The sequence below is a fragment of the Providencia sp. PROV024 genome, assembly GCF_032709665.1.
In the GTDB taxonomy this organism is placed as follows: domain Bacteria; phylum Pseudomonadota; class Gammaproteobacteria; order Enterobacterales; family Enterobacteriaceae; genus Providencia; species Providencia huashanensis.
On record NZ_CP120545.1, the window covers coordinates 3,793,956 to 3,813,456 of the forward strand.

General features: G+C 41.5%; 26 protein-coding genes. 15 read left to right on the forward strand and 11 right to left on the reverse strand.

Annotated features, from left to right (window positions below; translation table 11 throughout):
* Positions 1 to 18: 18 nt before the first annotated feature.
* The 6 genes from ibaG to mlaF all read right to left on the reverse strand — a co-directional run bounded on the left by ibaG (position 19) and on the right by mlaF (position 3,542).
* Positions 19 to 273 (reverse strand): BolA family iron metabolism protein IbaG, encoded by a 255-nt coding sequence (ibaG, locus tag P3L56_RS17465; protein ID WP_042846210.1) that lies wholly within the window; start codon positions 271 to 273, stop codon positions 19 to 21.
* Between the two features lie 218 nt (positions 274 to 491).
* Entirely contained in the window at positions 492 to 782 is a 291-nt protein-coding gene (mlaB, locus tag P3L56_RS17470; protein ID WP_042846211.1) for a lipid asymmetry maintenance protein MlaB, read from the reverse strand.
* Between the two features lies 1 nt (position 783).
* Positions 784 to 1,413 (reverse strand): phospholipid-binding protein MlaC, encoded by a 630-nt coding sequence (gene mlaC, locus P3L56_RS17475; protein ID WP_042846213.1) that lies wholly within the window; start codon positions 1,411 to 1,413, stop codon positions 784 to 786.
* A gap of 35 nt (positions 1,414 to 1,448) precedes the next feature.
* On the reverse strand, positions 1,449 to 1,946 hold the full coding sequence (gene mlaD / locus P3L56_RS17480; protein WP_042846214.1) for an outer membrane lipid asymmetry maintenance protein MlaD: 498 nt from the start codon (positions 1,944 to 1,946) through the stop codon (positions 1,449 to 1,451).
* Positions 1,947 to 1,949: 3 nt separating this feature from the next.
* Complete coding sequence (gene mlaE / locus P3L56_RS17485; RefSeq protein WP_042846216.1) at positions 1,950 to 2,732, reverse strand: lipid asymmetry maintenance ABC transporter permease subunit MlaE; 783 nt, start codon at positions 2,730 to 2,732, stop codon at positions 1,950 to 1,952.
* 6 nt (positions 2,733 to 2,738) lie between these two features.
* Positions 2,739 to 3,542: a phospholipid ABC transporter ATP-binding protein MlaF gene (gene mlaF, locus P3L56_RS17490; protein ID WP_042846218.1), complete on the reverse strand. Its 804-nt coding sequence runs from the start codon at positions 3,540 to 3,542 to the stop codon at positions 2,739 to 2,741.
* Between the two features lie 477 nt (positions 3,543 to 4,019).
* Here mlaF and kdsD point away from each other — a divergent pair, with 477 nt between their 5' ends.
* From kdsD to rnk, 11 genes are all read left to right on the forward strand, one after another.
* Complete coding sequence (kdsD, locus tag P3L56_RS17495) at positions 4,020 to 4,988, forward strand: arabinose-5-phosphate isomerase KdsD (RefSeq protein WP_042846220.1); 969 nt, start codon at positions 4,020 to 4,022, stop codon at positions 4,986 to 4,988.
* Positions 4,989 to 5,002: 14 nt separating this feature from the next.
* On the forward strand, positions 5,003 to 5,563 hold the full coding sequence (kdsC, locus tag P3L56_RS17500; RefSeq protein ID WP_042846222.1) for a 3-deoxy-manno-octulosonate-8-phosphatase KdsC: 561 nt from the start codon (positions 5,003 to 5,005) through the stop codon (positions 5,561 to 5,563).
* Between the two features lie 16 nt (positions 5,564 to 5,579).
* Positions 5,580 to 6,155, forward strand: coding sequence for an LPS export ABC transporter periplasmic protein LptC (gene lptC, locus P3L56_RS17505; protein WP_042846223.1), 576 nt, complete (start codon positions 5,580 to 5,582; stop codon positions 6,153 to 6,155).
* 1 nt (position 6,156) lies between these two features.
* Positions 6,157 to 6,720: a lipopolysaccharide ABC transporter substrate-binding protein LptA gene (gene lptA, locus P3L56_RS17510; protein WP_042846225.1), complete on the forward strand. Its 564-nt coding sequence runs from the start codon at positions 6,157 to 6,159 to the stop codon at positions 6,718 to 6,720.
* Between the two features lie 5 nt (positions 6,721 to 6,725).
* On the forward strand, positions 6,726 to 7,451 hold the full coding sequence (gene lptB, locus P3L56_RS17515; protein WP_042846227.1) for an LPS export ABC transporter ATP-binding protein: 726 nt from the start codon (positions 6,726 to 6,728) through the stop codon (positions 7,449 to 7,451).
* A gap of 43 nt (positions 7,452 to 7,494) precedes the next feature.
* The gene (gene rpoN, locus P3L56_RS17520) at positions 7,495 to 8,940 is read left to right on the forward strand and encodes an RNA polymerase factor sigma-54 (protein ID WP_129466429.1); all 1,446 of its coding nucleotides are present in this window, start codon (positions 7,495 to 7,497) and stop codon (positions 8,938 to 8,940) included.
* Between the two features lie 22 nt (positions 8,941 to 8,962).
* Complete coding sequence (gene hpf / locus P3L56_RS17525; protein ID WP_042846231.1) at positions 8,963 to 9,250, forward strand: ribosome hibernation promoting factor; 288 nt, start codon at positions 8,963 to 8,965, stop codon at positions 9,248 to 9,250.
* A 93-nt stretch (positions 9,251 to 9,343) separates the two neighbouring features.
* The gene (ptsN, locus tag P3L56_RS17530) at positions 9,344 to 9,811 is read left to right on the forward strand and encodes a PTS IIA-like nitrogen regulatory protein PtsN (RefSeq protein ID WP_042846232.1); all 468 of its coding nucleotides are present in this window, start codon (positions 9,344 to 9,346) and stop codon (positions 9,809 to 9,811) included.
* Between the two features lie 117 nt (positions 9,812 to 9,928).
* Positions 9,929 to 10,780, forward strand: coding sequence for an RNase adapter RapZ (rapZ, locus tag P3L56_RS17535; protein ID WP_042846233.1), 852 nt, complete (start codon positions 9,929 to 9,931; stop codon positions 10,778 to 10,780).
* Entirely contained in the window at positions 10,781 to 11,053 is a 273-nt protein-coding gene (gene npr, locus P3L56_RS17540) for a PTS phosphocarrier protein NPr (RefSeq protein ID WP_042846234.1), read from the forward strand.
* 199 nt (positions 11,054 to 11,252) lie between these two features.
* Complete coding sequence (rnk, locus tag P3L56_RS17545; RefSeq protein ID WP_042846235.1) at positions 11,253 to 11,663, forward strand: nucleoside diphosphate kinase regulator; 411 nt, start codon at positions 11,253 to 11,255, stop codon at positions 11,661 to 11,663.
* 339 nt (positions 11,664 to 12,002) lie between these two features.
* Here rnk and pmbA read toward each other — a convergent pair whose 3' ends face one another.
* The gene (gene pmbA / locus P3L56_RS17550; protein ID WP_210789379.1) at positions 12,003 to 13,343 is read right to left on the reverse strand and encodes a metalloprotease PmbA; all 1,341 of its coding nucleotides are present in this window, start codon (positions 13,341 to 13,343) and stop codon (positions 12,003 to 12,005) included.
* A gap of 181 nt (positions 13,344 to 13,524) precedes the next feature.
* On the opposite strand from pmbA, the gene yjgA reads away from it, so the two are divergent.
* The 4 genes from yjgA (at position 13,525) to P3L56_RS17570 (ending at position 16,466) form a co-directional block, all read left to right on the forward strand.
* On the forward strand, positions 13,525 to 14,070 hold the full coding sequence (gene yjgA, locus P3L56_RS17555) for a ribosome biogenesis factor YjgA (RefSeq protein ID WP_042846237.1): 546 nt from the start codon (positions 13,525 to 13,527) through the stop codon (positions 14,068 to 14,070).
* 167 nt (positions 14,071 to 14,237) lie between these two features.
* Entirely contained in the window at positions 14,238 to 14,471 is a 234-nt protein-coding gene (locus P3L56_RS17560) for a hypothetical protein (protein ID WP_042846238.1), read from the forward strand.
* The gene (locus P3L56_RS17565) at positions 14,468 to 14,788 is read left to right on the forward strand and encodes a low molecular weight protein tyrosine phosphatase family protein (RefSeq protein WP_198860917.1); all 321 of its coding nucleotides are present in this window, start codon (positions 14,468 to 14,470) and stop codon (positions 14,786 to 14,788) included. The genes P3L56_RS17560 and P3L56_RS17565 overlap by 4 nt, the downstream gene beginning before the upstream one ends.
* Positions 14,789 to 14,876: 88 nt before the next feature.
* Positions 14,877 to 16,466: a hypothetical protein gene (locus P3L56_RS17570; RefSeq protein ID WP_233102471.1), complete on the forward strand. Its 1,590-nt coding sequence runs from the start codon at positions 14,877 to 14,879 to the stop codon at positions 16,464 to 16,466.
* A 45-nt stretch (positions 16,467 to 16,511) separates the two neighbouring features.
* On the opposite strand, the gene P3L56_RS17575 is transcribed toward P3L56_RS17570, so the two are convergent.
* The 4 genes from P3L56_RS17575 to tldD form a co-directional block, all read right to left on the reverse strand.
* The gene (locus P3L56_RS17575) at positions 16,512 to 17,099 is read right to left on the reverse strand and encodes an RBBP9/YdeN family alpha/beta hydrolase (protein WP_173424814.1); all 588 of its coding nucleotides are present in this window, start codon (positions 17,097 to 17,099) and stop codon (positions 16,512 to 16,514) included.
* 59 nt (positions 17,100 to 17,158) lie between these two features.
* A complete protein-coding gene (locus P3L56_RS17580; RefSeq protein WP_198861465.1) occupies positions 17,159 to 17,446 on the reverse strand; it encodes a barstar family protein in 288 nt (95 codons plus the stop codon).
* 15 nt (positions 17,447 to 17,461) lie between these two features.
* Entirely contained in the window at positions 17,462 to 17,950 is a 489-nt protein-coding gene (locus P3L56_RS17585; protein ID WP_042846243.1) for a ribonuclease domain-containing protein, read from the reverse strand.
* Positions 17,951 to 18,051: 101 nt separating this feature from the next.
* Positions 18,052 to 19,497 (reverse strand): metalloprotease TldD, encoded by a 1,446-nt coding sequence (tldD, locus tag P3L56_RS17590; RefSeq protein WP_071548617.1) that lies wholly within the window; start codon positions 19,495 to 19,497, stop codon positions 18,052 to 18,054.
* Between the last annotated feature and the right edge of the window lie 4 nt (positions 19,498 to 19,501).

Here is a 19,501-nt window from a genome sequence, read left to right on the forward strand (position 1 = left end):
TTCGCTTAGGCTTTGAAATCAAAGACCACTAAGTTTACGATCGCGCTCCCATTGCGCAGGGGTGTACGCTTTAATTGATAAAGCATGAATGCGGTTATCCGCAATATACTCCATCAAAGGCGCATAAATTGCTTGCTGTTGCTTAACACGGCTCATGCCGTCAAACATGTCACCGACGGCAATAACCTGAAAGTGGCTGCCATCACCAGTAACAATAGCCTCATCCAGAGACAGCTTATCCATCAATACTTGCTTAATTTCGTTGGTATCCATAATGACTCAATTTTATTAATTATTTGTGATTTATAATATTACCCTAACTCACCATGTTTCGTTGCCTATATCAAAACATCGTAATCGGAGCAGTCAAGGCAAGACCCTATCCTAAAGGATTAAGCTTAACACTTAAACCAAAGAAAACGCCTCTCGAGCTGAAAAGCACATAGAGGCGCTTATTTTTACATAACTTGACTTAGTTTAGGACATTTAACCTAACTCGCAATCACCGTTTGAACCCCATATAGTTCAATCAATGTTTTCAAGTTCTCACTAATACCAGTAATACTCAGCGAGCGGTTCTTAGCTTGGAACTCGCCTTTTAAACGAACTAGCATCGCAAGACCTGCAGAGTCAACATGTGTTAAACCGGATACATTGATATTACCTATGCTTTCTAGTAATACCGTCTTTTTATCCCAAAACACCATTAAAGAATCGCGGTCTAACGTCCCCGTTAGATGCAATGTCATTTCTGTTTGTTCCCATGCTAACGGGTGGCTCATATTACTTTTTCTCTTCTAAAGTAATCGGGGCTTTTGCGCTAGCTTCTAACTGTTTTGTTAGGCCATCAACGCCTTGCTTACGTAAAATATCACCCCATTCATTTTGTTTGGTGGTGATCATGCTCACGCCTTCTGCAATCATGTCGTACGCTTGCCAGTAACCTGTTTTACTATTTTTACGCCATTGGAAATCTAGACGTACAGGTGGGCGACCATTGGTGTCAACGATTGTTACACGGATAGCAACAATGTTTTTATCCCCGATAGGTTGCTCTGGTGCAATCTGATAAGTTTGCCCATGATACATCGCTAATGCCTGGCCATAAACCTGTTCTAGATAAGCTTCGAATGCTTTGAAGTAAGCTTCACGCTGCGCTGGGGTTGCACCTTTATAGTAGGTGCCTAACACTAAAGCGCCCGCATATTTAATTTGAACATAAGGCAAAAGCTCTTCACGAACAATCGTTCTTAAATACTCAGGATCTTGCTTAATTTTCGGCTGTTCTGCTTTTAATCGATTAAAAGTTTTCGCTGCCGCTTCATCCATTAATTTATAAGGGTTGGTTTGGTCTACCGCCATAGCAAATGGAGCAATAACAAGCATGGCAACCATCATTAAACGTTTAAACATAATTAATTCCTTTACTATTCAAAGAGAGCTTCAAATTACTCTGTCGCTGGCTCTGTACCTTGACTATCACCACTCTTATACAAGAACTGTCCGATGAGATCCTCTAGCACCATGGCAGGCTTAGTGTCTTCTAGACGCCCGCCATTTTTCAATATTGCAATACCTAACTCTTCATCATCTGGGCCAATATTCATTGCGATATATTGCTCCCCTAGTAACCCAGAAGTACGAATTGAAAGTGAGCTAGAGTCAGGAATATTGTCGTACTCGCTCAATAAATCAATTTTAACTTCGGGAATATAGTTTTTTTTGTCTAAAGTGATACTGGCAACTCGACCAATAACCACCCCACCGACTTTAATTGGTGAGCCTTCTTTTAAACCTCCAATGTTTTCAAAAGAGGCAGAGATTTGGTAGGTAGATTGGCTCCCAATCGACTTCAAATCAGCAACTTTTAAACACAAAAAAATGATTGCGGCTATCGCCAGCAACATAAAACAACCCACCCATATTTCACTTTTTTTACTTTGCATGACTTAGTTCCCAAACATCAGTGCGGTAAGTACGAAATCCAGTCCTAAAACAGACAATGATGCATGCACAACGGTTCGTGTTGTTGCTTGACTTATCCCTTCAGAAGTGGGGATTGCATCATAGCCATTAAATAGCGCTATCCAAGTTACTGTTAAAGCAAAAACTAAGCTTTTAATCACACAGTTAACCAAATCTAGCCGCCAATCAATTGAGGATTGCATTGACGCCCAGAAAAAACCTTCATCGATACCCTTCCAATCAACACCAACCAATGCGCCGCCTAAGATACCGACAGCAACAAAAATCAGTGATAACAATGGCATACTAATAAAACCAGCCCAAAAACGCGGAGCAATGACTCGCCTTAAAGGGTCAACTGCCATCATTTCAAGGCTAGAGATTTGTTCAGTTGCTTTCATTAGACCAATTTCGGCCGTTAATGCTGACCCTGCCCGCCCAGCAAATAATAGAGCTGTCACAACAGGACCAAGTTCACGTAATAGGGAAAGCGCCACCATCATCCCTAAGCTTGCCTCTGCACTAAATGTTGTCAGGACAAGGTAACCTTGTAACCCAAGAACCATTCCAATAAACAAACCTGAAACAGCAACTATCAGTAAAGACTGTACGCCAATGGCATACAATTGTTTCATCAATAATGGCCACTGTTTACGAAACTCTGGTTTGCCAAGTAAAGCGCGAAACAGCATATAACCAGCTCGACCAAACGCAGAAAAAATATCAATCCATCGGCGTCCGAAGGCTGCGATCGCCTTTATTATCATCTTATTTTACCCTAATAAATCAGCCAGATAATCATTGGCGGGAAAACGGAATGGTACCGGACCATCGGCAATACCATCAAGGAATTGCCGCACACGGGGATCTCGATTTTCACGTAATTCATCCCCTGAGCCATGTGCAATAACATGCTGCTGCGCAACAATATATGCTTTATCAGCGATGCTCAACACTTCTGGAACATCATGGGATACAACGACACATGTTACCCCAAGTGCTTGATTAAGCTCATCGATCAGTTTGACTAAAACCCCCATTGTTATCGGATCTTGCCCCACAAAAGGTTCATCAAACATAATTAAATCAGGATCAAGAGCAATTGCCCGAGCTAAAGCCGCACGTCGCGCCATACCACCAGATAACTCAGACGGCATTAGCTTTGCTGCGCCACGTAACCCGACGGCTTCTAATTTCATCATTACCGTAGTATGAATCAAAGATTCCGATAAATTAGTATGTTCACGCAGTGGAAAAGCGACGTTATTAAATACGTCCATATCCGTAAATAAAGCACCTGACTGGAATAACATGCTCATTTTTTTACGTGATTGGTACAGCTTTGAACGTGACAAACTAGGAATGTTGTCACCATCAAACCAAATTTCACCTTCATTTGGTCTTAATTGACCACCAATCAAGCGCAGCAGTGTGGTTTTACCGATCCCTGATGGCCCCATAATCGCCGTAATTTTCCCACGAGGAACTGTTAGGTTAATATTTTCAAATATTTTCCGACTTCCTCGAGTAAAGGACATGTTCCGAACTTCAATTAAGTTGTCTGTCTGTGCTTGCATTGTTAAATAACTCGTTATACATCGTGCTTGAATATTTTTTATCCGTTCAGATGTTACCGAAAGATAAACTGAAAATCGTCAAATATCACAACCAAATAGAATTTATAGTATTATAGCGTCGAAAATGTGACTTTTAGTGTTACAACTGTATATTTATATAAATGAAACAGGCTATAAACAATAGTATTTACTTATAATCAGTAAAAATTATCAGTAAAAACAGCAGACAGCTCTTAGAATTCCGTAATTTATTGTACTTAAGAATACGCGAATTTACCCATGTTTTTTTGGTCCAAGATGCTATGGGATCTCACTTTACATACCAATTAAACATCGTCTCGCAATGAAATAACAATTAGACGCAAAACTATCCTTAAAGATAGCTTAACAGACAAAATACTTACTGATACTAAGTATTCGTTATACAATTTAATTCCGCTTATCCGATTAACTTAAAAGCTACGCATGGAACTAGAAATGTCAAACTTCGATTTTCAGAAAGTAGGTAAAGAAGTTCTCCATATCGAACACGAAGGTATAAAAAACCTTGAGCAATACATCAATACAGACTTTGACCGCGCTTGCCAGCTTATTTTTGGCTGTGAAGGGAAAGTCGTCGTTATGGGGATGGGAAAATCGGGGCATATTGGCCGTAAAATTGCCGCTACACTCGCAAGTACAGGGACACCTTCGTTTTTTGTTCACCCCGGAGAGGCCAGCCATGGTGACCTCGGGATGATTACCCATAAAGATGTCGTGTTAGCTATTTCCAACTCCGGTGAATCAGGGGAGATTTTAGCTTTACTTCCTGTTTTAAAAAGAATTAAGGTTCCCTTAATCTGTATGACCAACAACCCTGATAGTAATATGGGGAAATATGCTGATGTCCATTTGTGTATAAAAGTGCCACAAGAAGCGTGCCCTCTAGGACTTGCACCAACCACGAGTACGACTGCAACACTGGTCATGGGTGATGCACTCGCGATAGCCTTGTTAACCGCTCGAGGTTTTACAGCTAATGACTTTGCACTTTCTCACCCAGGCGGCGCACTAGGGCGCAAACTTTTACTCTTAGTTCGTGATTTAATGAATACGGGTGATGATATCCCCCATATTCCTAAAAGCGCGTCTTTGCGTGAGGCTTTAGTCGAAATTACACGCAAAAAACTTGGAATGACCGTTATTTGTGATGACAACATGAATATTGAAGGCATTTTCACTGATGGGGATTTACGCCGTATATTTGATATGGGTATTGACTTAAATAATGCTAAAATTGCCGACTTGATGACCCCTGGAGGTATCCGCGTTTCTCCAAATCTGTTGGCTGTTGAAGCCCTTAATTTAATGCAATCTAAACATGTTACATCTTTATTAGTTGCCGATGGTAATCAATTAGTGGGTGTGCTACATATGCATGATTTGCTTCAAGCGGGTGTTGTATAACATAAGGAAATACAATGAGTTCGGGAAATATAGAAACCTGCTATGGCCCTGTTGCCAACGCCATACTCACAAAAGCAGCAAAAGTGAAATTACTGATCTGCGATGTGGATGGTGTAATGTCTGATGGTTTGATTTATATGGGAAATAATGGCGAAGAGCTTAAAGCTTTTAATGTTCGTGATGGCTATGGTATCCGCTGCCTATTAACATCAAATATTGAAGTTGCCATTATCACAGGTAGAAAAGCCAAACTCCTTGAAGATAGAGCACAAACACTAGGCATTACATATCTTTACCAAGGGCAAAGCGATAAGCTTTTGGCGTATCAGCAACTGTTAGATACACTACAACTATCAGATGAACAAATAGCTTATATTGGGGACGATCTGATCGACTGGCCAGTTATGGCAAAAGTAGGCTTATCTGTCGCCGTAGCGGATGCACATCCGTTGTTACTGCCAAAAGCTGATTACATCACCCGACTTGGTGGTGGCAAAGGTGCAGTCCGCGAACTTTGTGACCTTATTCTTCTTTCTCAAGGTAAATTGGAAGAAGCGAAAGGTTTATCAATATAACGAATAGATTAAATTCATGAGCAATGCGAAGAAGTGGTTAATCATTATTTTATCCTTGATTGCATTAGGGCTTATTGGCTGGAACTTAGCCGGTAATGATGCTATTAACCCAGAGGATAAAGTAATTAATGATGGGCAACCTAATTATCAAACTGATGATTCGGTGACTTTTGTCTATAATCCAGCGGGAAATTTAGCTTATAAGCTCGTATCAGATAAAATAGATAACTACACTGAAGGGAAAATCACTTGGTTTTCAAAACCTGTTTTAACCACTTATAACGAGGCAGGTCAGCCTACATGGACGGTCAAAGCCTTCAAAGCCAGATTAACAAACGATAGAATTCTCTATCTATATAGTGATGTTCAGGTCGATAGCTTAACTAAAGAGTCACAGATCCAACGAATTACAACTGAAAGTGCAGTTGTCAATTTGACAACACAAGACGTTTCATCTGACGATAAAGTGACCATTATTGGACACGGTCTAAATTCAACGGGCTTGAAAATGAAGGGGAACCTCCGTACAAGAACGGCTGAATTAATCGAAGATGTAAAAACTCATTATGTGTTACAACCAGAAGAGCATTAAAATGAATCAAGTAACTAAGAAGCGTTTTATTCAAGGGGCTGTTGCCAGTGCAATGTTAGCTCTTAGCCTACCTGCGGTAGCACTGAAAAGCGATACACAGCAGCCAATGACGATTAATTCGGTCAAACAATCTCTTGATTTAGAAAAAAACGTCACCACCTTTACAGATGACGTGATCATTAAACAAGGCTCAATTGATATTCGAGCCAATAAAGTGGTTGTGACTCGTCCAAGCAGTGACTCTGATAAAATAATTGTTGAAGCGTTTGGTAGCCCAGTCACGTTTTATCAATTACAAGATGATGGTAAACCAATTAAAGGGCATGCAAGTAAGGCACGCTATGAGGTTGATAAGCAGCTCGTTACACTAACGGGTAATGCATACCTCGAGCAATTAGATAGCAATATCCAAGGTGATAAAATCACCTATTTGGTGCCGACGCAACAAATGGAAGCATTTAGTGATAAGGGCAAACGCGTAACAACCGTGTTACTCCCAGCACAATTGCAAGAAAAAGGCCCAGCGGCGAAAAATTCATCAGCAACTACGAGTAAGAGTAAATAATCGTTATGGCGACACTAACCGCGGAAAATCTGGCAAAAGCCTATAAAAAACGCAAGGTTGTTGAAGATGTAAGCCTTGAAGTTAAATCAGGCGAAATTGTTGGCTTACTAGGGCCAAATGGTGCTGGTAAAACAACAACCTTTTATATGGTGGTCGGCATTGTTCAGCGGGATGCAGGCAAAATTTTGATTGATGGCGAAGACATCAGCCTCCTACCGCTACATGAACGTGCGCGTCGCGGTATTGGCTACCTTCCTCAGGAAGCCTCTATTTTCCGTCGCCTAAGCGTTTATGATAACCTGATGGCTGTATTAGAGATCCGCGAAGATTTGAATTCACAGCAACGTAAACAGCGAGCTGAAGAACTGATGGAAGAATTCAGTATCACCCATCTTCGTGACAGCCTAGGGCAGTCTCTATCAGGAGGTGAGCGCCGTCGTGTAGAAATAGCGCGTGCACTGGCAGCGAACCCCAAATTTATTTTATTAGATGAGCCCTTCGCTGGGGTTGACCCAATTTCAGTGCTCGATATCAAAAAGATTATTCAGCACTTAAGGGATTATGGCCTTGGCGTTCTAATTACAGACCATAACGTACGCGAAACATTAGATGTCTGCGAAAGAGCTTACATTGTGAGCCAAGGGCACCTGATTGCTCATGGTACGCCAACCATGATCTTAGAAAATGAACAAGTGAAACGGGTATACTTAGGTGAAGGTTTCCGGTTATAAATTACGTGTCAGCTTTCTTTTTCAAGGAGAATAAAACACTTTCATGAAGCAAAGTTTGCAGCTTAGAGTTAGTCAACAACTTGCAATGACACCCCAATTGCAGCAGGCTATTCGCCTGTTGCAACTGTCTACACTTGAGCTGCAACAAGAAATCCAACTAGCGTTAGAAACTAACCCGCTTCTTGAACAAGAAGAATTAAATTCTGAAACCGAATCTATTGAATCTCTGAGTGATAATACTGACAGCAGTGAACTTGATACCAAAGACGCACTTGAAAACCAAGACATGCCTAATGAGCTTCCTTTGGATGCTGATTGGGATGAAATCTACACAGCGGGTACGCCTTCAGGCACCACTAATGATTACAGTTATGATGAATTACCCGTTTATCAAGGTGAAACCACACAGACTTTACAAGATTACCTAATATGGCAGTCTGAGCTGACGCCCTTTACTGATACAGACCGTGCGATAGCCACCTCAATTATTGATTCAATTGATGATTCAGGTTATCTCACCACTACAATTTCTGATATACATGAAGGAATTGCTAACCCTGAAATTAGCTTAGAAGAAGTTGTCGCTGTTTTAAAACGAATTCAACATTTCGACCCATTAGGCGTCGCCGCTCAAGATTTAAAAGAATGTTTACTGATTCAGCTTTCGTTATACCCCAAAGAAACCAACGGGCTACAAGAAGCCAAACTAATTATTAGCAACCACATTGATTTGCTTGCAAATCGTGACTTTAGGCAACTCAGTAAATTAACGCGTCTAAAAGAAGATGCGTTAAAAACCGCCATCGATTTGATCTTAACGCTTAACCCTAAACCAGGCCAATCCATTAATACTGGGGAATCAGAATACGTAATTCCTGATGTTTTAGTGAAAAAAATAGCAGGACACTGGCAAGTTGAGCTAAATACAGATAGCATCCCTAAACTGAGTATTAATAATCATTATGCTTCTATGGCTAATAATTCAGCGAATGAGGATGACACACAGTATATTCGTAGCCATCTTCAAGAAGCAAAATGGTTAATAAAAAGCCTAGAAAGCCGTCATGAAACACTATTAAAAGTGGCGACTTGTATTGTGGAACAGCAACAAGAATTCTTTGAGCTGGGTGAAGAGTATATGAAACCAATGATATTGGCTGATATTGCCTATCAGGTCGATATGCACGAATCAACCATCTCTCGAGTGACAACTCAAAAGTTTCTCCATAGCCCGCGAGGCATTTTTGAGTTGAAATATTTTTTCTCCAGCCATGTCAGTACGGATACAGGTGGCGAAGCCTCCTCAACCGCAATTCGAGCGTTGGTGAAAAAATTGGTTGCTGCAGAAAACCCTGCAAAACCATTGAGTGACAGTAAATTGACGAGTATGCTGGCCGAACAAGGCATTCAAGTGGCTCGTAGAACTGTCGCTAAGTATCGTGAATCGTTATCTATTCCGCCCTCAAACCAGCGTAAGCAACTGGTTTAATTGATAAAATAAGGAAGGTTGTATGGAATTTCAGATTACTGGACACAATATTGAAGTTACTCCAGCATTGCGCGAAACTGTTGAGAAAAAACTCAAAAAATTAGAGCAATTGTTTGATCGTATTAATAGTATCCAAGTTGTCTTGAAAGTTGAAAAGGTTCAGCAAATTGCTGAAGCAACCGTGCAAGTCAATGGAGCGGATCTCCATGCATCAGCGGAAGAAAACGACATGTACGCAGCTATCGACTTACTTGTCGATAAACTGTCGCGCCAATTAACTAAGCACAAAGAAAAACTGAGACAACACTAATACATTTATCCGGCTAGCAACTGAGCCGATGAATGTTTCGAACCAGATGGTGGCATACACCATCTGGTTTTGTAGTCCTAAGTGAACAATAAAATGAATAGTGATATAGAAATCCAGTTAAGCGTTGTTTTATCATCAGCCTGTACACGTAATAATGTTGTGTGCACGAGTAAAAAAAGAGCCTTAGAAATTATTAGTGAGCTGGCTGCCGTTGAATTGGAATTACCTGAAAATACGGTATTTGAAGCATTATTAACCAGAGAAAAAGTAGGAACGACAGGTATTGGCGGTGGAATTGCCATTCCTCATGGAAAGCTAAGCGAAGGTGATAGCGCACGCGCTGTCGGTGTATTTTTACACTTAGAGGAACCAATTGCTTTTGATGCAATTGATAATCAGCCTGTAGACCTGCTTTTCGCGTTACTGGTGCCATCTGACCAATGTAAAACGCACCTACATACATTGTCACTTATCGCTAAAAAACTAGCAGATAAAACATTGTGCAAGCGCTTACGCAGCGCACAAAGCGATGATGAGCTATACAGTATAATTATAGAGTAAATGATAAATTATGTTTCTTGTCATAGCTAAATGATATTATTATGATTTCTAATGTAGAAATGGCAAGATACCGCTTATCAAGAAACACATCATTAGGAAACAAAAGGGAGTAAGCTCATGGTGCTGATGATTGTCAGCGGCCGTTCCGGTTCGGGAAAATCCGTTGCCTTACGTGCGCTGGAAGATATGGGTTTCTATTGTGTGGATAACCTACCGGTTGTATTACTACCGGAGCTAGCTAATTCATTGGCTGATCGTAATATTTCAGCAGCAGTGAGCATTGACGTGCGTAATATGCCCGACAATCCAGAAATCTTCGAAGAGGCTATTGATAAACTACCATCAAGCTTCTCTCCTCAGCTATTGTTTCTGGATGCCGATCGCAACACTCTTATTCGCCGTTACAGTGATACTCGCAGGTTGCATCCTCTTTCGAGTAAAAACCTTTCTCTTGAAAGCGCGATAGATGAAGAAAATGAATTGCTAGAGCCACTGCGCTCTCGAGCAGACTTAGTTATTGATACCTCTGAGATGTCAGTTCATGAGTTAGCTGAGATGCTAAGAACACGTTTAATGGGCAAACGTGAGCGTGAGCTAACCATGGTGTTTGAGTCTTTTGGCTTCAAGCACGGTATTCCTATCGATGCTGACTATGTGTTTGACGTGCGCTTTTTACCAAACCCACACTGGGACCCCAAATTGCGCCCAATGACAGGTCTTGACCGCCCTGTTGCCGCATTTTTAGATAGGCATACTGAAGTGCATAACTTTATTTATCAGACTCGTAGCTACTTGGAGTTATGGTTACCTATGCTCGAAACCAATAACCGCAGTTATTTGACCGTGGCGATTGGCTGTACGGGCGGTAAACACCGTTCTGTTTATGTTGCAGAGCAACTTGCCGATTATTTCCGTTCCCGTGGCAAAAATGTACAATCTCGCCACAGAACACTGGAAAAACGTAAATAAATGGCAGTAAAAGCCACTATTACACTAAAAAATCGGCTCGGTATGCATGCAAGGCCGGCTATGTTACTCTATGATTTAGTTAAACAATTTAACTCAAAGGTTATTTTGCGTAATAATAGCCAAATTGAGGCTGAGGCCGATAGCGTTATTGCGATGTTGATGTTAGACTCGGAACAAGGTAGTAAGATTGATATTGAGGTTAGCGGCCCCGATGAAAATCAGGCTTTATCCGCAATTATTAACCTGTTCGAAAGCGGGTTTGATGAAATTTGAGAAACAATAGTCAAGCTAAGCTGTAACAATAAAATTTCAATCTGCGTATTTTTACAAAGGCAGGCTTAGAGATCGTGATCGCGATCTCTTCCCTTTAAAGCGTATAGCGCCTAATATTTTAAACAAATTTATTTACAGCGACACCCCCTACCTTTTGGGTGGGGGGTGTTTGCTTTGTACGTCTCTATTGGAGTGTGGTATGACAAAGCCAACAATTATTATCAATGATTTAGATGCTGAACGCTTGGATGCACTGATGGAACAGCCGGCTTATGCGGGCACACCTGTTGCAGAAGCACTCAATGATGAACTTGACCGTGCGGATATTCTTAGCCCACAAGAAATCCCAGCAGATGTCGTCACAATGAACAGTACCGTTCGCTTTTTAGATTTAATCAGTAATGAAGAGCATACGCGTACACTCGTTTACCCGGCTTCCTTAAAAGATAGCGCTGAACAATTATCAGTAATGGCGCCTATCGGTGCTGCACTGTTAGGTTTACATGTTAATGATGAAATCAGCTGGGAATTACCTAACGGCGTGCAAACTCGAGTTCGAGTACTAGAAATCGTTTATCAGCCAGAAGCAGCCGGTGAATTTCATCGTTAATGTTTATGGCAATAGAATTAAGGGGAGTTTAGCGGAACACACTGTTGGCTAAAGCCTCTGACCTATTCAAGCACTCATCTGAGTGCTTTTTTTGTACTGACTACTTTGCAGAGCAAGTTACACTTGTAACCCCCCTTTCCTACTTTAACCACTAAACCTATATAGCTAAACAGTGATAAAAATAGGCGCTGAGAATAGCCACTGCAATATGACACGCTGATGCTATTCAAATAATAAATTTAAAATCAACTAATTAACAGAATTCTTTATACTAAAATAAAACGCCTAATAAAATATATTAGGCGTTTTATTGTCAAACCGTTAGTAATAAGAGGCGTGTTACTCCCCAGCAATGCTCATTTCGGGGATCAAGACTGAACCACACTGAATATTGCTACGAGTTTCGATATCATCCGCAATAGTCACTATATTTGCCCACATATCTTTTAGATTACCGGCGATAGTGATCTCGCTTACAGGATATTGGATTTCCCCATTTTCTACCCAAAAACCTGAAGCACCACGCGAATAATCACCGGTAATGCCGCTCACACCTTGCCCCATTAACTCGGTCACGATTAAGCCTGTCCCCATTTGCTTGAGTAGCCCATCAAAAGAAAGACCTTGCCCTGCTATGCGCCAGTTATGAATTCCCCCCGCATGCCCGGTACTTTGTAAGCCCAGTTTTCTTGCTGAATAGCTAGTCAGCAACCAAGTTTGCAGAACGCCATCTTCCACAATATTGCGCTCAACGGTGCGTACCCCTTCACTATCAAATGGCGAAGAGGCTAACCCACCAATTAAATGCGGCTGCTCATTAATGGTTAACCAACTAGGAAGAATCTGCTTTCCTAGGCTGTCTAACAAAAATGACGACTTACGATAAATGCTACTGCCACTAATCGCCCCAACGAGGTGACCAAATAACCCTGTGGCGACTTCTGCAGCAAAAATCACGGGAGCCTTCATTGTTGGTAATTTTCTTGGTGATAAACGTGACAATGTGCGACGGGCGCATTCTTGACCTACCCATTCAGGGGATTGCAGTGCATCTATGCTACGGCCAATCGTATAAGCGTAATCCCGTTCCATCTGACCATTTTGTTCCGCAATTACACAGCTAGACATCGAATAACGGCTCGAACAATAGCTTTGCAGCATACCATGGGAATTACCAAATACACGGACACCGTAGTGACCATTAAAACTTCCACCTTCGGTATTTACAATGCGTGAGTCTGCATTTAGCGCTGACATTTCTGCCACAGAGGCTAAGCGAATAGCTTCTTCAGGTGAAAATTCAGTAGCTTGAAATAGCTTGAGATCAGGTGCATCAAAGGCCAATAATGACTTTTCAGCAGGTCCCGCACATAAATCTTCCGAGGTAAAACTTGCGATATCAATTGCTGCCTGTACGGTACGCTCAATCGCTTCAGGGCTTAAATCGGTTGAAGACGCGCTCCCTTTGCGTTGTTGATGATAAACGGTGATCCCTAATGCGCCATCACTGTTAAATTCAACATTTTCAACTTCACCTTGACGAGTGCTTACACTGATCCCTGTACTTTTATTCACTGCCACTTCAGCAGCATCGCAACGTGTTTGTGCAAATTCTAATGCGCGTGCGACCGCTTCTTCGAGTTTTTTACGTTGTTCAGTGACTTGTTCAGTTATACTCATGCAATTAATCCAATAATGTGGGGAAAAGTGATTTTCTACCCTAACAAGCAAATGCTAGGTAGTCATAAAGGGGTTTTCCCAGTTACAATAGATAATAGTCAAATGTTAACACTCACAACGCAGTAAATCATGCTAATTACTCGTAATTACATTACTGTGTTTGGTAAAAAGGAAAATTGATATGGCCAAACAGCCTGATGACTGGCTGGATGATATCCCAGCGCCGCAAGACGAAGAAGAAGAGGAAATCATTTGGGTCAGTAAAAGCGAAATCAAACGCGATGCTGAGATCCTCAAAAAACTGGGTGCTGAGCTAGTTGATTTAAGTAAAAGCGAATTAGAGCGCATCCCATTAGATACTCAACTCCTTGAAGCAATTGAGCTTGCTCAAAAAATTAAGCGTGAGGGACGCCGCCGTCAATTACAACTTATTGGCAAATTACTGCGTTCACGAGAAGTTGAGCCGATTACCGAGGCGCTAGATAAACTTAAAAATCGTCATAACCAGCAGATCGTGATCTTACATAAAATAGAAGATCTACGCACCCGCTTGTTAGAAGGCGGTGATGAAGTGATTGAAGATGTTGTTGCGCTTTTCCCGAGTACTGATAGGCAACAACTGCGTGCATTAGTCCGTAATGCTAAAAAAGAACGCGAAACCAATAAACCACCAAAAGCGTTTCGCCAAATATTTCAATATTTGAAAGAGCAATCTGAAATTTCTTAACCCCTTTTCCCCTAGCCTACCTTATAGCTAGGGGAAATTAAGCAATAGTCTGAAAGTCCCTTCCTTGCTATTGATAGCGTGCCGAATGCCACGTATTATCCCCCTGTTAGTCATACTCTGACCCGTATTATCGCGGCTGCTGAACCACGATAAATAATGAGGAAGATATGGATAATACCCGAGATAGAGCATGGCGCAGAGCCAAAGCTCGCATCAATAAATCACGTGATCAACTTAACGCACGCTTAGTTGACTGTTATACCCCAGAAAAAAACTGGAAACAAATGTACGGTCGAAGTGAAAAAATGGTCCGTGCAGCTCAACTAGGCATGGCTTACCCGCAAGTTAGTCGTAGCCAACTTGTACGTAACAGCCTTGAAGAGATACAAAATAACCAGTGAATATTCTATTCATTTGCAGTAAAAATCAATGGCGTAGTCCAACCGCTGAACAGATCTGGCGCAACCATGAGAGTTGGGTCACCCGTTCAGCGGGAACAAGCCGTAATGCAAGGTGCCCTGTAAATGCGGATTTGATCCGCTGGGCAGATATGATTTTTGTCATGGAACAAAAACATAAAAACCGCTTACAAGCTGATTTTTCACGCTTACTTGAATACAAGCCACTTCATATTCTTGATATCCCTGACAATTATCAATATATGGACCCTGAATTGGTTCAAATATTACAAGACACTGTTCCGAGCTATCTTTCTTAGTAGCGTAAACTTAGCCAATTATTTTTTTGCAAGTTTTGCACTATTTCAACAATATATTATGAATATAATCAATGAAATGGTTGATATTATGAAAAAATGGTTGTCCTCAATTTTTGGCCAAAAACAATCTGGTTACCCATGTGTATGGGATACAAATAAGCCGTCGATTTACCAACAATTACTCCCGTGGCAAGAGCAACTTTCTCCCTTACCTGAATCCCTCTCTGAACTTCCTAATACACCAAGTGTGGATGATAACCAAGTTCGCTGGGCAAATGGGGCAGAAGATGGGGTATTAGGGCATCATGGCGGCTTCGGTAACAGTGAAACCGATATACATGAACTCTATTCGCTATTAAAGGCAGCTGTTGAAAAAGGGGATAAACCTTCTGTTAATCAATTTTATCAATATGTGGCTCAAAACACGCCAATTTCTTATGTTGATGATTTAATTGAGCTTATCGTCAAGAAACAAGACTTGCCTGCCGCTAAATTAGCCGAATTTACCGACTGGCTGTTACACAATAGCCCCGATAAAAATACAGTGAAGCTGGCAATTGCCTTTTGTGTATTTTTTCCTAGCCACGAGCGGCTAAACACGCTGTATACCCTTGCAGCACACGATGAATTTACCCTTTATGCTATCTTTCCCATTCACACCATCATTGAGTCACCTGAAGAATATGAAGTAATGTGGATAAAAATGGCTAAGCGAGTTGAAGGTTGGGGACGAGTGCAGCTTATTGAACGCCTGCCCGAACAGTTAAGTGAAGAAACGCGGCAGTGGATACTCACTGACGGTTATATGAATCAGGTAATGATTGAATACACAGCTTGGCAATGTGCGACTTACTGTCACCTTGCAGATGAACTTGAGACATTGAGCAATATAACATTGCTAACCGCGGCGACTCATATCATCCAAGCTCTACTCGATGGTGGTCCAGCCCGTGATATCCATGATTATGAAGATGCACCACGCTGCTGCTTAAATTATTTACAGCAAGTCAAAAAGCATGATTATTCATTAGAATACTATTTTACTGTTCAAGGAATTCTTGAGTTCTTCCAAAAACATAATAACCAATATGACAACAGTTCTGACATTATTTCATTAGCACAATTAATTTTAGATAATCCATATTGGGATACCTTAATCAATCATGGTCTAAACAGTCATGACAGTTCACTATTTCGCCAAGCCACTTATGTTGCAAAGTCACGCAAACAAGACGTTTTTCCATACCTCTATGAAAAACAATATACTCAACCAGAAAGCAATCTATGGTATGAGTTAATGCAAACTGATGATATTGAAAAAGTTAAGCAAGTAGCTGCACTCGCTGAAGAGCAGTTTGTTTTAGATGAAATTGCTACAGGCCCTCGTGATGACTTAGGAATTGGGTCCAATTACCTGCCACACGGTCAACTGGATTTTATTCTACAAGAACTGCATCGCTTTCCAGGTATTGGCTTCCCACTCATTCAGTGCGCTTTGCAAAGCCCCGTTGTACGTAACCGTAATATGGCGTTAAAGGCTTTATTCAGTTGGAAAAGAGAAACATGGCCGGAAGGTTTAGAGGCATTTTTAGCTAATTGCTACGAGGTTGAACCAAATCAGGAAACTAAACAACGATTTGATTCATTGCTAAAAGGCTTGCCATTTGATGACACCTAATTAGGTTAGCAAAGCAAGCACAACACCGTCTGCTTTGCTTTCCCTTTAGCTGAAATGGCGTTTGATTGTCTCTAATAGCGTTGGAAACTTTGTATAACCTTCCCTATCAAGGAAATGGCCTGCATTTTGCTCAAAAATCACCTGCGTTTTTAACAGTTCCGCCAGCGCTTTTGATGACTGAGGTGACACTATTTCATCATTGGTTGATATGATTGAAACACGTTTATCAGCCACACCAATCAATGAAGCGTAATTGAGCGGGCTGGTAGTATGACTGCGCAGTTCAGGAAGCGTCTGCTGCTCTTCATCAAAACCCGACACTAAAATATAGCCGGCAACAGCTTGGTTTTGGCTATCAATAAATTGTAATGCCGTCACACAACCAAGGCTATGACCAATAAAGATAGTATTCTCATCAATATCAAAAGGTAAGCTTTGCAATTTTTGCTGCCATTTTAGCGGATCAGGTGATAATGGCTCAGGCATAGCAGGAACATGAACAAAAGCGCCCAAATTTTCAAGTTCAGATTTTAGCCACGGAAACCAATTCTTTTTAGGTGAAGCAGTATAACCATGCACAATAACAAATTTTTTGTTTTGCAGTGGTAATGGTGTTGATGTGAAATCACTCATTCTAAAATCCCTATCAACTCAGTTATCTTACTTAAACTTTACCATGAGTAATGGGTAGATCAGTTAGAGCTTTTTGTTATATCTAAAGCAAAAATAAACTCTTCTTCCCACATATCTTGCGCATCATTCATAACGTCAATAATGTCTGAAAATTGAATACGCTGTTCAGATGTCATATGTGAAAATGTAATCGTTACAGGTAATTCAATACCTGCGGAAACCATGTCCCATAAGGCATCAAGGTTATATCCAAACCAATCTGGTAACGAAAATTGCTGGACAAACTGATGATAAAAATCGTCAAATGTATTAATGTGCCTAAAGTCAAAACTGACATTTTTACTCATCATTCGCCCCTTGTCTTATTTTACTTGTTTAAAGCTTTTATAATGATCTTGGGTGATAAAAATCATCCCATCTGACGAGTATAACAAACGGTCAGCCCCTCGATGCCCACAACGGTAATTAATATCGGCTTCAAACCACTGGCGTTCTTGTGCAATAGGTAACCTTTTCTCACGATTAGAAAAACGATCTCCCCCGATTGCCCTGCCGGGTAGAACCTCGCAGAGATTACCTTTTTTCGCATTCCACCCTGCTTCACGTGCCTGTTTTTTCGTCATATAAAAGGCTGGAAGCTTTTGGTATTTTTCCATAAAACTGACTACATTATCTTGCGCAGTGAGTTTATCGATGGTTTGCGGAGCTTCCTTTGGCGTTATCGCTTCACGAGAAGGCGGGTTATTTTGAGTCGCCGGTGGTTCCGGTGCCGTTTTGTCCCCGCCATTAAAATAGAGGCTAATCACAATCAAAATAGCCATTAACACTACGGATAAAAGACGTTTATTCATAACACCTCTGTTATTTTGTGCTTTGCAAAGACACAATCGCCCCAGTCACAATAGCGTCACTAGGGCGAACAAAGCCTATTTTATATTATAGTCCTGAAAAATTACGCGGTACCACCAACGGTAAGTTTATCCAGTTTTAATGTGGGTTGACCGACACCAACAGGGACACTTTGCCCTTCTTTACCGCAAACCCCAACACCTTTATCAAGGGCTAAGTCATTACCGACCATTGAGATTTGTTGCATAGCCTCAACACCAGAGCCAATTAATGTCGCCCCTTTCACTGGAGAAGTAATTTTCCCATTTTCAATCAGATAAGCTTCTGATGTAGAAAATACAAATTTACCCGAGGTAATATCCACCTGACCACCACCAAAGTTCGGTGCATAGATACCTTTGTCAACACTCGCAATAATTTCTTCAGGTGTTGAAGACCCCGCTAACATATAGGTGTTAGTCATTCGAGGCATTGGTAAGTGCGCATAAGACTCACGACGTGCATTGCCCGTTGGAGAGACTCCCATCAGGCGTGCATTCAGTTTATCTTGAATATAATTACGCAAAATACCATTTTCTATTAGAACGTTATACTGACCCGGTACACCTTCGTCATCGATTGCAAGAGAGCCACGACGACCAACAAGAGTGCCATCATCTACAACAGTACACAGTGACGACGCCACCTGCTCACCAATTTGGCCAGAAAAAACAGAGGTACCACGGCGATTAAAGTCACCTTCTAAGCCATGCCCTACCGCTTCGTGCAGTAAGACACCCGGCCAGCCAGCGCCAAGAACAACAGGCATCATACCCGCTGGTGCGGCAACCGCAGATAAATTCACCAAGGCCATACGCACAGCTTCACGTGCATATTGCTCAGCAACAACTTGCCCTTGATGGATCTCCAAGAAGTACTCATAGCCATAACGGCCACCACCACCACTTGCGCCACGCTCACGTTTACCATCATGCTCAACAAGTACACTGACCGATAGACGAACTAGCGGACGAATATCTGCTGCCAGTGTACCGTCTGTTGCAGCCACCAGCACTTGCTCATAAACCCCCGTTAAACTTGCATTGACTTCAATTACACGAGGATCTTCTGCACGAGCGACCTGATCTACACGGTGCAACAAATCAATTTTTTGCTCTCGAGATAGGCTCTGTAGCGGGTCGGTTACTGAATACAGTTTTTTATACTCAACACCCGTTAAAATTTGTGATTTGCCAGAGCCCTGTTCATTGACAATGCTGCGTGCCGCTTTCGCACTTTGTGCCAGCGCTTGCAGTGAAATTTGGTCAGCGTAAGCAAAACCTGTTTTTTCACCACTCACTGCTCTGACTCCAACACCTTGGTCAATATTGTAAGAGCCATCTTTAATGATCCTATCTTCAAGAACCCACGACTCATGGAAACTTGACTGGAAGAAGAGATCTGCGTAATCCAGATGGCGTTCAGATAACATCCCTAAGATGTCATACAGATTTTCTTGTTCAAGGCGATTGGCGGCCAGCAAATGTTCGCTGACAGAAACTAAACTCATATTC